Annotated in this window: 15 protein-coding genes and 2 tRNA genes; 16 read left to right on the plus strand and 1 reads right to left on the minus strand. The window is 58.0% G+C overall.

The window, feature by feature from the left end:
* The first annotated feature begins 2 nt into the window (after nucleotides 1-2).
* Entirely contained in the window at nucleotides 3-479 is a 477-nt protein-coding gene (greA, locus tag AC3WWR_RS04925) for a transcription elongation factor GreA (RefSeq protein ID WP_032831479.1), read from the plus strand.
* Between the two features lie 28 nt (nucleotides 480-507).
* Nucleotides 508-912: a hypothetical protein gene (locus AC3WWR_RS04930; protein ID WP_020796528.1), complete on the plus strand. Its 405-nt coding sequence runs from the start codon at nucleotides 508-510 to the stop codon at nucleotides 910-912.
* Between the two features lie 9 nt (nucleotides 913-921).
* Here AC3WWR_RS04930 and AC3WWR_RS04935 read toward each other — a convergent pair whose 3' ends face one another.
* The gene (locus tag AC3WWR_RS04935) at nucleotides 922-1230 is read right to left on the minus strand and encodes a YhbY family RNA-binding protein (RefSeq protein ID WP_020796529.1); all 309 of its coding nucleotides are present in this window, start codon (nucleotides 1228-1230) and stop codon (nucleotides 922-924) included.
* Nucleotides 1231-1331: 101 nt separating this feature from the next.
* Between AC3WWR_RS04935 and rlmE the strand changes: the two genes are divergently transcribed.
* The 14 genes from rlmE to rpsO all read left to right on the plus strand — a co-directional run bounded on the left by rlmE (nucleotide 1332) and on the right by rpsO (nucleotide 14338).
* Nucleotides 1332-1961: a 23S rRNA (uridine(2552)-2'-O)-methyltransferase RlmE gene (gene rlmE, locus AC3WWR_RS04940; protein ID WP_008057410.1), complete on the plus strand. Its 630-nt coding sequence runs from the start codon at nucleotides 1332-1334 to the stop codon at nucleotides 1959-1961.
* A 202-nt stretch (nucleotides 1962-2163) separates the two neighbouring features.
* Nucleotides 2164-4074 carry an ATP-dependent zinc metalloprotease FtsH gene (gene ftsH / locus AC3WWR_RS04945; protein ID WP_020796530.1) on the plus strand — a complete coding sequence of 637 codons (1911 nt, stop codon included), beginning with the start codon at nucleotides 2164-2166 and terminating at the stop codon, nucleotides 4072-4074.
* Between the two features lie 8 nt (nucleotides 4075-4082).
* Nucleotides 4083-4934 carry a dihydropteroate synthase gene (gene folP / locus AC3WWR_RS04950; RefSeq protein ID WP_020796531.1) on the plus strand — a complete coding sequence of 284 codons (852 nt, stop codon included), beginning with the start codon at nucleotides 4083-4085 and terminating at the stop codon, nucleotides 4932-4934.
* A gap of 16 nt (nucleotides 4935-4950) precedes the next feature.
* Nucleotides 4951-6288, plus strand: a complete 1338-nt coding sequence (gene glmM, locus AC3WWR_RS04955) for a phosphoglucosamine mutase (protein WP_020796532.1) — start codon at nucleotides 4951-4953, stop codon at nucleotides 6286-6288.
* A 66-nt stretch (nucleotides 6289-6354) separates the two neighbouring features.
* Complete coding sequence (gene tpiA, locus AC3WWR_RS04960) at nucleotides 6355-7110, plus strand: triose-phosphate isomerase (RefSeq protein ID WP_033045245.1); 756 nt, start codon at nucleotides 6355-6357, stop codon at nucleotides 7108-7110.
* A 4-nt stretch (nucleotides 7111-7114) separates the two neighbouring features.
* Nucleotides 7115-7498: a preprotein translocase subunit SecG gene (gene secG, locus AC3WWR_RS04965; protein WP_017336473.1), complete on the plus strand. Its 384-nt coding sequence runs from the start codon at nucleotides 7115-7117 to the stop codon at nucleotides 7496-7498.
* Between the two features lie 22 nt (nucleotides 7499-7520).
* A tRNA-Leu gene (locus tag AC3WWR_RS04970) sits at nucleotides 7521-7606 on the plus strand.
* A 97-nt stretch (nucleotides 7607-7703) separates the two neighbouring features.
* Nucleotides 7704-7780 (plus strand) — tRNA-Met (locus AC3WWR_RS04975).
* A 138-nt stretch (nucleotides 7781-7918) separates the two neighbouring features.
* Complete coding sequence (rimP, locus tag AC3WWR_RS04980) at nucleotides 7919-8377, plus strand: ribosome maturation factor RimP (protein ID WP_007973115.1); 459 nt, start codon at nucleotides 7919-7921, stop codon at nucleotides 8375-8377.
* A gap of 59 nt (nucleotides 8378-8436) precedes the next feature.
* Complete coding sequence (nusA, locus tag AC3WWR_RS04985; RefSeq protein ID WP_020796534.1) at nucleotides 8437-9918, plus strand: transcription termination factor NusA; 1482 nt, start codon at nucleotides 8437-8439, stop codon at nucleotides 9916-9918.
* 27 nt (nucleotides 9919-9945) lie between these two features.
* Nucleotides 9946-12471, plus strand: coding sequence for a translation initiation factor IF-2 (gene infB, locus AC3WWR_RS04990; RefSeq protein ID WP_110746743.1), 2526 nt, complete (start codon nucleotides 9946-9948; stop codon nucleotides 12469-12471).
* Nucleotides 12472-12630: 159 nt separating this feature from the next.
* Nucleotides 12631-13032: a 30S ribosome-binding factor RbfA gene (gene rbfA, locus AC3WWR_RS04995; protein ID WP_033039870.1), complete on the plus strand. Its 402-nt coding sequence runs from the start codon at nucleotides 12631-12633 to the stop codon at nucleotides 13030-13032.
* A gap of 3 nt (nucleotides 13033-13035) precedes the next feature.
* Nucleotides 13036-13953 carry a tRNA pseudouridine(55) synthase TruB gene (gene truB / locus AC3WWR_RS05000; RefSeq protein ID WP_020796537.1) on the plus strand — a complete coding sequence of 306 codons (918 nt, stop codon included), beginning with the start codon at nucleotides 13036-13038 and terminating at the stop codon, nucleotides 13951-13953.
* A 115-nt stretch (nucleotides 13954-14068) separates the two neighbouring features.
* A complete protein-coding gene (gene rpsO, locus AC3WWR_RS05005) occupies nucleotides 14069-14338 on the plus strand; it encodes a 30S ribosomal protein S15 (RefSeq protein WP_011332409.1) in 270 nt (89 codons plus the stop codon).
* Nucleotides 14339-14468 lie beyond the last annotated feature (130 nt).

The following is a 14468-nucleotide window of genomic DNA, read 5'->3' on the forward strand; positions in this document are numbered from 1 at the left end:
GCATAACGAAGTACCCGATGACCGTTCAGGGCGCTCGCGCCCTGGAGGAAGAGCACGCTCACCTGACCAAAGTCGTCCGTCCAAAGCTCAGCCAGGACATCGGTACGGCCCGTGAGTTGGGCGACTTGAAGGAAAACGCCGAATACCACGCTGCTCGCGAGCAGCAGGGTATGGTCGAGGCGCGGATTCGTGACATCGAAGGCCGGATTCAGAATCAGGTCATCATCGACGTCACGACCATTCCTCACACTGGCAAGGTTATCTTCGGCACCACCGTCGAAATCGCCAACGTCGAGACTGATGAAAGCGTCACTTACCACATCGTGGGTGAGGATGAGGCTGACTTCAAACTCGGCAAGATTTCGGTCGGTTCACCCTTGGCTCGAGCCTTGATCGGCAAGGAAGAGGGTGATGTGGTCGTCGTCAAAACGCCTGGTGGCGTTATCGAGTACGAGATTGTCGAAGTCCGTCACATCTGAAGCAAGGCGCCCGCTGAATGCGGGCGCCATGCTCTGGCAGCTGGCCCAGATGTTGTGGGTCGGCGGTCTGTGGCTGGTGCATCTCGGTTTGCAGCCGGTGTTGGGCCGAATTGGCCTGGCACCGTTGCTGATCGATGAGATCGCCGGCATGTTCGAGACCGTGGTGGTGGGGTTTGCCGCCGTGTGCGTGATCTTTCAGGCTTTGGTGCTGGTACAGGCTAATGGCCTTGCCAGTCTATGGCGGGATTTTCGTGGGCAGGTGCTGCTGGTCGCGTTGTGCGCCTGTGCGATGTTTGTGGCCGTGCCTATCGGCTGGCCGGATGCGCAGCGCTGGCAGGTGTTCAGCTATCTGGTTTTGGGGTTCTCGGGGCTGGTGCTGATTATGCAGCCGGTGCCCGGATGGAGTGTCAGGGTGCGCGAAGCACACCCTTGACCCTTGTCATCACTTGAAGCGATGGACGTTCGACAGCTGCTTGTTGACGCTGAAGTTCTTGCGGTAAATCAGTGCCATCTTGCCGATGACCTGTACCAGATCCGCTTTGCCAACCTTGCACAGCTCGGCAATGGATGCCAGGCGCGATTCGCGATCGAGGATATTGAGCTTGATCTTGATCAGTTCGTGATCCGCCAATGCGCGTTCAAATTCGGCTAACACACCTTCAGTCAAACCGTTGTCAGCCACAATCAAAACCGGTTTCAGATGGTGGCCAATGGATTTGTACTGTTTCTTCTGCTCTTGAGTGAGCGGCATAATCTGACCCTTTCGTCTGGATTCTGTAAAATGGCGGCCATTTTACCCGAGGGTTCGTGGATCCGCCCAACTAATCACGACCCTTATCATCGAGGTGCCCAATGGCGCGTTCCAAGACAAGCCTTGGTTGGCTGAAAAGACATGTCAATGATCCCTATGTGAAGCAGGCGCAGAAGGATGGCTACCGCTCGCGTGCGAGTTACAAGCTTCTGGAGGTCCAGGAGAAATACAAGCTGATCCGTCCGGGCATGACCGTTGTTGACCTGGGGGCGGCGCCTGGTGGCTGGTCGCAGGTCACTAGCCGGCTGATCGGTGGTCAGGGGCGCCTGATCGCCTCGGATATCCTGGAAATGGACAGCATTCCGGACGTGACTTTCATCCAGGGGGACTTTACCCAGGACGAAGTGCTCGCTCAGATCCTGGACGCCGTCGGTAATTCGCCGGTGGACCTTGTGATTTCCGATATGGCCCCCAATATGAGTGGTACGCCTGCCGTAGATATGCCCAAAGCCATGTTTCTTTGCGAGCTGGCGCTTGATCTGGCAGCCCGGATACTCAAGCCGGGTGGTAATTTTGTGATCAAGGTTTTTCAGGGTGAAGGGTTTGATGCTTACGTGAAGGACGCTCGTCAGAAATTCGACAAGGTCCAGATGATCAAGCCGGACTCTTCCCGAGGCAGCTCCCGCGAGCAATACATGCTGGCTTGGGGCTACCGCGGCCGGAGTGAATAAAGCGCGGTTTTTTTGCAGGGCAATAGGAATTTCGTATTTCGCCCTGTGGGAAATAGCGAATATTGTGTAGGAAGAGTTTCACAAAGGGTTACAGACGGCGCCTGCCAGAGTTGTAGGTAATGTAGTAAGTTAGGCCGGTGAATATCATGCGAAGCGCGCGCCAACAGCGGCGCTTGCTTCAGAGGGTAGTTAATTGAACGATATGGCAAAGAATCTGATCCTGTGGTTGATCATCGCGGCTGTCCTGGTGACAGTGATGAACAACTTCTCCAGCCCTAACGAGCCGCAGACCCTCAACTATTCCGACTTCATCCAGCAGGTCAAGGATGGCAAGGTCGAGCGCGTGGCGGTTGATGGCTACGTGATTACCGGCAAGCGCAACGATGGCGACAGCTTCAAGACCATTCGTCCGGCAATCCAGGACAACGGCCTGATCGGCGACCTGGTGGATAACCACGTCGTGGTCGAAGGCAAGCAGCCTGAACAGCAAAGCATCTGGACCCAACTCCTGGTCGCGAGCTTCCCGATCCTGGTGATCATCGCCGTGTTCATGTTCTTCATGCGCCAGATGCAGGGCGGTGCCGGTGGCAAGGGCGGGCCGATGAGCTTTGGCAAGAGCAAGGCGCGCCTGCTCTCCGAAGACCAGGTGAAAACCACCCTGGCAGACGTTGCCGGTTGCGACGAAGCCAAGGAAGAAGTCGGTGAGCTGGTCGAGTTCCTGCGTGATCCGGGCAAGTTCCAGCGCCTGGGTGGCCGCATTCCTCGTGGCGTATTGATGGTCGGTCCTCCGGGTACCGGTAAGACCTTGCTGGCCAAGGCGATTGCCGGCGAAGCCAAGGTGCCTTTCTTTACCATTTCCGGTTCCGATTTCGTCGAGATGTTCGTCGGTGTCGGTGCAAGCCGTGTTCGCGACATGTTCGAACAGGCCAAGAAACACGCTCCATGCATCATCTTCATCGATGAAATCGACGCCGTCGGTCGCCACCGTGGTGCCGGCATGGGCGGTGGTCACGACGAACGCGAGCAGACACTCAACCAGTTGCTGGTGGAGATGGACGGCTTCGAAATGAACGATGGCATCATCGTGATTGCCGCGACCAACCGTCCTGACGTGTTGGACCCTGCGCTGCTGCGTCCGGGCCGTTTCGACCGTCAGGTCGTGGTCGGTCTGCCGGATATCCGTGGTCGCGAACAGATTCTCAAGGTCCACATGCGCAAGGTGCCAATGGGCGACGACGTCGCTCCGGCAGTGATCGCTCGTGGTACCCCGGGTTTCTCCGGTGCCGACCTGGCCAACCTGGTCAACGAGGCGTCGTTGTTCGCTGCCCGTGCCGGCAAGCGCATCGTCGAAATGAAAGAGTTCGAACTGGCCAAGGACAAGATCATGATGGGCGCCGAGCGCAAATCCATGGTCATGTCCGAGAAAGAAAAGCAGAACACGGCTTATCACGAAGCTGGCCACGCCATTGTGGGTCGCGTCGTGCCTGAGCATGACCCGGTTTACAAGGTCTCGATCATCCCGCGCGGTCGTGCGCTGGGCGTGACCATGTTCCTGCCGGAAGAAGATCGCTACAGCCTGTCCAAGCGTGCGCTGATCAGCCAGATCTGCTCGCTTTACGGTGGCCGTATCGCTGAAGAAATGACCCTGGGCTTCGATGGCGTCACCACCGGTGCGTCCAACGACATCATGCGTGCCAGCCAGATTGCACGGAACATGGTGACCAAGTGGGGTCTTTCCGAAAAACTCGGCCCGCTGATGTACGCTGAAGAGGAAGGTGAAGTGTTCCTCGGTCGCGGAGGCGGTGGCCAGAGTGCAAGTTTCTCCGGTGAGACAGCCAAGCTGATCGACTCCGAAGTGCGCAGCATCATCGACCAGTGCTACGGCACCGCCAAGCAGATCCTCACGGACAACCGTGACAAGCTCGACGCCATGGCCGATGCCCTGATGAAGTATGAAACCATCGATGCCGAGCAGATCGACGACATCATGGCTGGACGCACACCTCGCGAGCCTCGCGACTGGTCGGGTGGCACGGGTACCTCCGGTACGCCGCCAGCGGTGCAGGGTGAGCGTCCGGAAACACCTATCGGCGGTCCCGCTGCTGACGTTTAAGGTTTGAAATGACTTTTGTTCAGTCCTCGACCCGGTTGCCTTGCGGCAACCGGGTTCTTGATTTGTCCCAGACGCATGTCATGGGCATTCTCAATGTCACTCCCGATTCTTTCTCCGATGGTGGCAAATTCAGCCAGCTCGATACGGCGTTGCGCCATGCGCAAGCCATGGTTGCGGCTGGCGCCACCTTGATCGATGTTGGCGGCGAGTCTACTCGGCCAGGCGCGAGGGCGGTTTCACCGCTCGAAGAGCTTGAGCGCGTGGCACCAATCGTTGAAATGATTCACCGTGAACTGGATGTGATCATCTCGGTCGATACCTCCACGCCCGCGGTCATGCGCGAATCGGCGCGGCTGGGTGCCGGCCTGATCAATGACGTGCGTTCCTTGCGCCGCGAGGGTGCCCTGGATGCGGCGGCGGCGACCGGCTTGCCCGTTTGCCTGATGCATATGCTCGGTGAGCCGGGTGACATGCAGGACAACCCGCACTACCAGGACGTCACCCAAGAGGTGGGCGAGTTTCTAGCCGAGCGCATGGCTCAATGTGCGACGGTGGGGATTCCAGCTGAGCGGATCATTCTTGATCCGGGTTTTGGGTTCGCAAAAAATCTGCAGCACAATCTAAGCTTGTTCAAGCATATGGAAGCCTTGCATGCCTTGGGGCGCCCGTTGTTGGTTGGGGTGTCGCGAAAGAGCATGATCGGTCAAGCGTTGAGTCGCCCTGTCGGTGAGCGCCTGTATGGCGGTCTTGCCCTGGCGGCGCTGGCAACGCACAAGGGCGCGCGTATATTGCGTGTCCATGACGTAGCTGAAACAGTTGATGTGGTGAAAATGATCACCGCAGTGGAATCAGCCGAATAAGAATTATGGAGTAGTTATGACAAAGAAATATTTTGGCACCGACGGCATTCGCGGTCGGGTCGGTGTTTATCCGATCACTCCTGACTTCATGCTCAAGCTGGGCTGGGCTGCCGGCATGGCGTTCCGCAAGATGGGTGCGTGCAAGGTGCTGGTGGGCAAGGACACGCGGATTTCCGGTTACATGTTCGAATCGGCGCTCGAGGCCGGGCTGACATCGGCGGGTGCCGACGTGATGCTCCTGGGCCCGATGCCGACACCGGCCATCGCCTACCTGACGCGTACCTTTCATGCCGAAGCCGGCATCGTGATCAGTGCTTCGCACAATCCCCATGACGACAATGGCATCAAGTTTTTCTCCGGGAAGGGCACCAAGCTTCCCGATGAGATCGAGCACATGATCGAAGAGTTGCTCGACACCCCGATGACCGTGGTTGAGTCGAGCAAGATCGGCAAGGTCTCGCGAATCAACGATGCCTCTGGCCGCTATATAGAATTCTGCAAGAGCAGCGTGCCAACCGGCACCAGCTTCTCCGGTCTGAAAATCGTCATCGATTGCGCCCACGGTGCGACGTACAAGGTGGCGCCAAGCGTATTTCGCGAGCTGGGTGCCGAGGTCGTGGTTCTGTCCGCGCACCCCAATGGCCTGAACATCAACGACAACTGCGGTTCAACCCACATGGGCCAATTGCAGGCTGCCGTCTTGGCCGAGCATGCCGACCTGGGTATCGCATTTGATGGTGACGGCGATCGGGTGTTGATGGTTGATCACACCGGTGCCATCGTCGATGGCGACGAGCTGCTGTTTATCATCGCTCGCGATCTGCATGAACAGGACAAGCTGCAAGGCGGCGTAGTCGGTACGTTGATGAGTAACCTGGGGCTGGAGCTCGCCCTCGCGGACCTGGCGATTCCCTTTGTGCGCGCCAACGTCGGTGACCGTTATGTGATCGCGGACCTGCTGGAGCGTAACTGGCTGATCGGTGGCGAGAACTCGGGGCATATCGTGTGCTTCCATCACACCACGACCGGTGATGCGATCATTGCCGCGTTGCAGGTGTTGATGGCGTTGAAGACTCGTTCGCAAGGGTTGGCAGAGGCTCGTCAGGCGTTACGCAAGTGTCCTCAGGTATTGATCAATGTGCGTTTCGGTGGCGGTGCAAACCCGCTCGAGCATGCGTCGGTCAAGGAAGCCAGCGAGCGTGTCACCCAGGCCATGGCGGGCCGCGGGCGCGTGTTGTTGCGCAAGTCCGGGACCGAGCCGCTGGTGCGTGTGATGGTCGAAGGCGAAGACGAAACCCTGGTTCGCGGCTATGCCGAAGAGCTGGCAAAACTGGTTACTGAAGTTTCTGCCTGAATTCGGCTTGCCAGCCTCGATTGTGTTGGGTAACATCTGCGCCCACTTTGACCGACGAGGTACAGCATGCGTCGCCCTATGGTAGCTGGTAACTGGAAGATGCACGGTACCCGCGCCAGCGTCGCTGAGCTGATCAACGGCCTACGTGACTTGGCCTTGCCGAGCGGTGTTGAAGTAGCGGTATTCCCGCCTTTGTTGCATATCAGCCAAGTGGTTGATGGCTTGAAAGGAAAGTCGATTTCGGTCGGTGCGCAGAATTCTGCGGTGGAATCCGGACAAGGTGCACTGACCGGTGAGGTCTCGCCTAGTCAGTTGGTGGATGCAGGTTGTTCCCTGGTTCTTGTCGGGCATTCCGAGCGCCGCCAGTTAATGGGTGAGCAGGACGGAGTGCTGATTCGCAAGTTCGCAGCGGCACAGGCAAGTGGCCTGGTTCCGGTGTTGTGCATAGGGGAAACCCTTGAGCAGCGTGAAGCCGGGAAGACCCTTGAGGTTGTCTCGCAGCAATTGGGCAGCATCATCGATGAGTTGGGTGTCGGTGCGTTTGCAAAGGCAGTAATTGCTTACGAGCCGGTCTGGGCCATTGGCACCGGGCTGACTGCTTCGCCGCAACAGGCGCAGGATGTGCACGCAGCCATTCGCGCGCAGTTGGCGGCAGAGAATTCTGAAGTCGCACAAGGTGTGCGGCTTCTATACGGCGGCAGCGTGAAGGCGGCCAATGCGGTCGAACTGTTCGGCATGCCGGATATCGATGGGGGCCTCATTGGTGGGGCTTCCCTGAATGCAGATGAGTTCGGTGCGATTATTCGCGCCGCGGGAAACTGAAAAAATGCTGGAAACAGTCGTAGTCGTTTTTCATCTGCTGGGTGCATTGGGCGTAGTAGCTCTGGTTTTGCTGCAGCAGGGTAAAGGTGCGGACGCTGGCGCGTCTTTCGGAGCAGGTGCTTCAAATACTGTGTTCGGAAGCCAAGGTTCCTCTACCTTTCTTAGTAAGTTTACTGCTATACTTGCCGCAGGTTTCTTCATAACCAGCTTAGGGTTAGGTTACTTTGCTAAAGAGAAAGCTCACCAGCTGACTCAAGTAGGTTTGCCAAACCCAGCAGTGTTGGAAGTACCAAAGCAACAACCGGCTTCTGATGATGTCCCGGTGCTTCAAGAGCAAAAGTCGGCTACTCCAGCGACTGACGTGCCTCCAGCTCAAGAGCAGAAGTAAGAAGGGTTTCAAACGTAGTATTGCCGAGGTGGTGGAATTGGTAGACACGCAACCTTGAGGTGGTTGTGCCCATAGGGTGTAGGGGTTCGAGTCCCCTTCTCGGTACCAATTAGTCAGGAGAGCCCGCTGTTGCGGGCTTTCTTGCAGGTGGAAGGTTACATTGACCCTGTCGGGGATCGGTCGTATACTTCCGCCCCAGCTTTGTCGCGGGGTGGAGCAGTCTGGTAGCTCGTCGGGCTCATAACCCGAAGGTCGTCGGTTCAAATCCGGCCCCCGCAACCAGTTTAAGGAGCCCCTTTTAAGGGGCTTTTTGTTAGCTGGACACTTCCAACGCCGCTGTTCGACGGCGTTTCAAGGATGGGCGCTTCGCCCATTTTTTTATTTTGCATAGCATGCACATACATGCACGAGGGGGTTCAGGTGTCGAGCAAGCTAGAAGAGTTGCAGGCCTTGCTGGCCCCGGTGGTCGTGGCCCTAGGCTATGAATGCTGGGGTATCGAGTTTTCGGCTCAGGGTCGTCACTCGATGTTGCGCGTTTATATTGATAAAGAGGGCGGTGTGCTGGTGGACGATTGTGCCATCGTCAGCCGTCAGATCAGCGGTGTGCTGGATGTTGAAGATCCAATCTCCGTTGAATACACCCTCGAAGTTTCCTCGCCAGGCATGGAACGCCCGCTGTTCACTCTTGAGCAGTTTGCAAAATTTGCCGGTGAACAAGTGAAGATCAAGCTGCGCTCGCCTTTTGAAGGACGACGCAACTTTCAGGGCCTTCTGCGCGGTGTAGAAGAGCAGGACGTCGTGGTGCAGGTAGAAGACCATGAGTTCCTGTTGCCGATCGATATGATCGACAAGGCCAACATTATTCCCAGTTTTGACTGAGGCGTGCCAGATACTGCGGATCCCGCGGATCCAATGGCTTGCGAAAGGCGAGGCGTACGATGAGCAAAGAAGTACTGCTGGTTGTTGAGTCGGTATCCAATGAAAAGGGCGTACCGGCTAACGTAATTTTTGAAGCGCTGGAGCTCGCTCTGGCCACGGCTACCAAAAAGCGTTTCGAGGACGAAGTCGATCTGCGTGTGGAAATCAACCGCCACACCGGTGCGTACGAGACTTTCCGTCGCTGGACGGTCGTCGAAGAAGACGATCTTGACGATCCGGCCATCGAAACCTGGCCAAGCAAGGTTGCCGAGACGCATCCTGGCGCCAAGGTCGGTGACGTTGTCGAAGAGAAGATCGAGTCCATCGAATTCGGCCGTATCGCTGCACAGACTGCCAAGCAAGTCATCGTGCAGAAGGTTCGCGAAGCCGAGCGCGCCCAGGTTGTCGACGCTTACCGCGAACGCCTGGGTGAAATCATCTCCGGCACCGTGAAAAAAGTTACCCGCGACAACGTGATCGTTGATCTGGGCAACAACGCCGAAGCGTTGCTGGCCCGTGAGGACATCATTTCTCGCGAAACTTTCCGGGTTGGCGTGCGCTTGCGTGCGCTGCTCAAGGAAATCCGCACCGAGAACCGCGGCCCGCAGTTGATCCTGTCGCGTACCGCGCCGGAAATGCTGATCGAGTTGTTCCGCATCGAAGTGCCGGAAATTGCTGAAGGGCTGATCGAAGTAATGGCTGCGTCCCGTGATCCGGGTTCGCGCGCCAAGATCGCCGTTCGCTCCAAGGACAAACGCATCGACCCGCAGGGCGCTTGCATCGGTATGCGCGGTTCGCGCGTCCAGGCAGTGTCGGGCGAGTTGGGCGGTGAGCGTGTGGACATCGTCCTGTGGGACGACAACCCGGCTCAGTTCGTGATCAACGCCATGTCCCCGGCTGAGGTTGCGGCAATTATCGTTGACGAAGATGCCCATGCAATGGACATCGCCGTCGGCGCAGACAATCTGGCTCAGGCCATCGGTCGTGGTGGTCAGAACGTGCGTCTGGCCAGCCAGTTGACTGGCTGGACCCTGAACGTGATGACCGAATCGGACATCCAGGCTAAGCAGCAAGCAGAAACCGGCGACATCCTGCGCAACTTCATCGACGAGCTGGAAGTCGACGAAGATCTGGCACAGGTGCTGGTCGATGAAGGCTTTACCAGCCTGGAAGAGATTGCCTACGTACCGCTGGAAGAAATGCTCAACATCGACGGCTTTGACGAAGACACCGTCAACGAGCTTCGCGCTCGTGCCAAGGATCGTTTGTTGACCAAAGCCATCGCTACTGAGGAAAAGCTGGCAGACGCCCATCCGGCCGAAGACCTGCTCTCGCTTGAGGGTATGGACAAGGATTTGGCGATGGAACTGGCGGTGCGCGGCGTAATTACCCGCGAAGACCTGGCCGAGCAGTCTATTGACGACCTGCTCGACATCGACGGCATTGACGATGATCGTGCCGGCAAGTTGATCATGGCCGCCCGAGCCCACTGGTTCGAGTAATTAGGCGCGGCCTGAGGAGAGAAATGCATGACGCAAGTCACGGTGAAACAACTGGCCGATGAGGTCAAAACACCGGTAGAGCGCCTGTTGCAGCAGATGCGTGAGGCAGGTCTGCCGCACACCGCCGCCGAAGAAAGTGTGACTGACAGTGAGAAGCAATCGTTGCTGACTCACTTGAAAAGCAGCCACAAGGCGAAAGTGGAAGAACCACGCAAGATTACGCTGCAGCGTAAAACCACCAGCACCCTGCGTGTTGCTGGCAGCAAAAGCATCAGCGTTGAAGTACGCAAGAAGAAAGTCTTCGTACAGCGCAGCCCGGAAGAAATCGAAGCCGAACGCAAGCGTGAACTGGATGAACGTCGCGCAGTAGAAAATGCTGCACGTCAGAAGGCTGAAGAAGAAGCCAAGCGCCGCGCCGAAGAAGAAGCGCGTCGCCAGCCAGCTGCTGCGCCGACCGCCCAAGCCCAACCTGCTGCAGCGCCAGCTGCGGTGGCCGAGCCTGTGCGCGAAAGCGCGCCGGTCGTGGCTGCCGCTCCGGCACCTGCAGCCGATACCCGCAAGCGCGACGAACAGCGTCGTCCGGACAAACCACGTGCCGACGACAACAATCGTCGCGGTGGCGGCGATGGTGAGCGCAAAAACGCTCCGCATCGTGCTTCGGTCAAGGAAAAGGCGCCTGCGCCACGCGTTGCCCCACGTACTACCGACGAAGAAAGCGATGGCTTCCGTCGTGGTGGTCGCGGCAAGGCCAAGCTGAAGAAGCGCAACGCCCACGGTTTCCAGAGCCCAACCGGCCCTGTCGTGCGCGAAGTGAAGATCGGCGAGACCATCACTGTGGGCGATCTGGCCCAGCAGATGTCGGTCAAGGCTGCTGAAATCATCAAGTTCATGTTCAAACTGGGTACTCCAGCGACCATCAACCAGGTACTGGACCAGGAAACTGCCCAGTTGGTTGCCGAAGAGCTGGGCCACAAAGTGACCCTGGTCAGCGACACCGCCCTGGAAGATTCCCTGGCTGAGTCCCTGAAGTTTGAAGGTGAGGCGGTTTCCCGTGCACCGGTCGTGACCGTAATGGGCCACGTTGACCACGGTAAGACTTCCCTGCTCGACTACATCCGTCGTGCCAAGGTAGCTGCTGGCGAAGCCGGCGGTATCACCCAGCACATCGGTGCCTACCACGTTGAAACCGACCGTGGCATGGTGACGTTCCTCGACACCCCGGGTCACGCCGCGTTTACCGCAATGCGTGCCCGTGGTGCCAAGGCGACCGACATCGTGATCCTGGTAGTTGCAGCGGACGACGGCGTGATGCCACAGACCATCGAGGCTGTTCAGCATGCTCAGGCGGCTGGCGTTCCTTTGGTGGTTGCTGTGAACAAAATCGACAAGCCGGGCGCCGATCTCGATCGCATCCGTAGCGAACTGTCGGTTCACGGCGTGACCTCCGAAGAGTGGGGTGGCGACACTCCATTCGTACCGGTCTCCGCGAAGATGGGTACCGGCGTTGACGAACTGCTCGAAGCCGTTCTGTTGCAAGCCGAAGTACTGGAACTGACCGCTACTCCATCGGCTCCTGGCCGTGGTGTCGTGGTTGAATCCCGCCTCGACAAGGGCCGTGGCCCGGTTGCAACCGTTCTGGTTCAAGACGGTACCCTGCGCCAGGGCGACATGGTGCTGGTCGGTTCGAACTATGGCCGCGTACGTGCCATGCTCGACGAGAACGGCAAGCCAATCAAGGAAGCCGGTCCGGCCATCCCTGTCGAGATTCTCGGCCTGGACGGTACCCCGGACGCTGGCGACGAGATGAGCGTGGTTGCCGACGAGAAGAAGGCCCGTGAAGTGGCTCTGTTCCGTCAAGGCAAGTTCCGCGAAGTCAAGCTGGCCCGTGCTCACGCCGGCAAGCTGGAAAACATCTTCGAAAACATGGGTCAGGAAGAGAAGAAGACGCTCAACATCGTCCTCAAATCCGACGTCCGTGGTTCGCTGGAAGCGTTGAACGGTGCCCTGAACGGCCTGGGCAACGACGAAGTGCAAGTGCGCGTGGTCGGTGGCGGTGTCGGTGGTATTACCGAATCCGACGCCAACCTGGCACTGGCTTCCAACGCTGTACTGTTCGGCTTCAACGTGCGTGCCGATGCCGGCGCTCGCAAGATCGTCGAGCAGGAAGGTCTGGATATGCGTTACTACAACGTGATCTACGACATCATCGAAGACGTCAAGAAAGCCTTGACCGGTATGCTCGGCAGCGACGTTCGCGAGAACATCCTGGGCATCGCCGAAGTGCGTGACGTGTTCCGTTCGCCGAAGTTTGGCGCGATCGCCGGCTGCATGGTGATCGAAGGCGTTGTTCACCGTAACCGTCCAATCCGTGTACTGCGTGAAGACATCGTTATCTTCGAAGGCGAGCTGGAATCCCTGCGTCGCTTCAAGGATGACGCTTCCGAAGTACGTGCCGGCATGGAATGCGGTATCGGCGTGAAGAGCTACAACGACGTCAAGGTCGGTGACAAGATCGAAGTCTTCGAGAAGGTCCAGGTTGCTCGCAGCCTCTAACTCGCGCACTTCAAGAGCCGTGATGGCCAGCCGCATGCAATTGCGCGGCGCATCGCCCGGACTCTAAACGCAACGCCCGGTCTGGCTTTTGTCAGGCCGGGCGTTTGCCGCTTTCAGACCTTACGGGTTTCACCGTGGGGCAGTAACAGGTAACAAGACATGGCAAAAGAATACAGCCGTACCCAACGTATCGGCGATCAGATGCAGCGTGAGCTGGCACAACTGATCCGTCGTGAAGTCAAAGACCCGCGCGTCGGCCTGGTCACCATTACCGCTGTGGAAGTCAGCCGTGACGTCGGTCACGCCAAGATTTTCATCACCGTGATGGGCCAGGACAGTCACGAAGAGATCGCGCAAAGCATCAAGGTGCTCAACTCCGCCGCTGGCTTCCTGCGCATGCAGCTGGCTCGCGAGATGAAGCTGCGCAGCGTTCCACAGTTGCACTTCCACTACGATGAAAGCGTCGTGCGCGGTGCGCATCTGTCGGCCTTGATCGAGCGCGCAGTGGCTGAAGACAACCAGCACTCGGTTGCGGCACAAGCCGAAGACACCAAGGAGTAATCGGTGGCTCAGGTCAAACGTATCCGTCGTAACGTCAGCGGCATCATCCTGCTCGACAAGCCGCTGGGGTTCACCTCCAACGCAGCCTTGCAGAAGGTCCGCTGGTTGCTCAACGCCGAGAAGGCCGGGCACACCGGTAGTCTCGATCCGCTGGCCACTGGCGTGTTGCCGCTGTGCTTCGGTGAGGCCACCAAGTTCTCGCAGTACCTGCTCGATTCCGACAAGGGTTACGAAACCCTCGCGCAACTGGGCAAGACAACCACCACGGCCGATGCCGAGGGCGAGGTTTTGCAGGAGCGCCCGGTGACCGTTGGTCGCGCCGATATCGAAGCTGTATTACCGCAATTTCGTGGGCAAATCAGTCAGATACCGCCGATGTACTCGGCTCTCAAGCGTGATGGGCAGCCCTTGTACAAGCTGGCCCGTGCAGGTGAAGTAGTGGAGCGCGAACCGCGTTCTGTTACTATTACGCGCTTGGAATTGCTGGCCTTCGAAGGGGATACTGCGCGGCTTGCGGTGGATTGCACCAAAGGCACCTATATTCGCACCCTGGTGGAGGATATCGGTGAGCAACTCGGTTGTGGCGCTTACGTTGCAGAACTGCGACGTACCCAGGCCGGGCCTTTCACCCTGGCGCAGACCGTGACCCTCGAAGAGCTGGAAGCGGTACATGCCGAAGGCGGCAACGAGGCGGTCGACCGCTTCCTGATGCCATCGGACAGCGGCCTGCTGGATTGGCCACTGTTGCAGTTCTCGGAAGCGAGCGCGTTCTACTGGCTCAATGGCCAGCCGGTACGCGCCCCGGATGCCCCGAAGTTCGGCATGGTACGGGTACAGGATCACAATGGTCGCTTCATCGGTATTGGTGAAGTGAGCGAAGACGGGCGCATCGCGCCGCGTCGACTGATTCGGTCAGAATGACCGGACGAGTGTGGCTGTTAGCAGGCACGGTCACTACTCATTTTTAGATACAGGGATTTGTCCCTGGCCTGTTGAAACTGTTTTTGAAACAGTTTCCTGATAAAAGGATTGCCACATGGCTCTCGACGTTCAAGAAAAAGCTCAAATCGTAGCTGACTACCAGCAAGCTGTTGGTGACACTGGTTCGCCAGAAGTGCAAGTTGCACTGCTGACCGCCAACATCAACAAACTGCAAGGTCACTTCAAGGCCAACGGTAAAGATCACCACTCCCGTCGTGGTCTGATCCGCATGGTTAACCAGCGTCGTAAGCTGCTGGACTACCTGAAAGGCAAGGACGTGAGCCGTTACAGCGCTCTGATCGCTCGCCTGGGTCTGCGTCGCTAATCAGCGATTGCGCTAGAGGTTGGTTGTCTGTCATGCGTCAGCGGGTTTCCGCCGGTGCATGGCAGGCTCCCAGCCTCAAGTTTTATCTGGATACTCGTTTTGCCTGTGCAAGAGCACCCAGGACAACCCG

It is taken from the genome of Pseudomonas sp. EB271-G4-1, assembly GCF_058791355.1.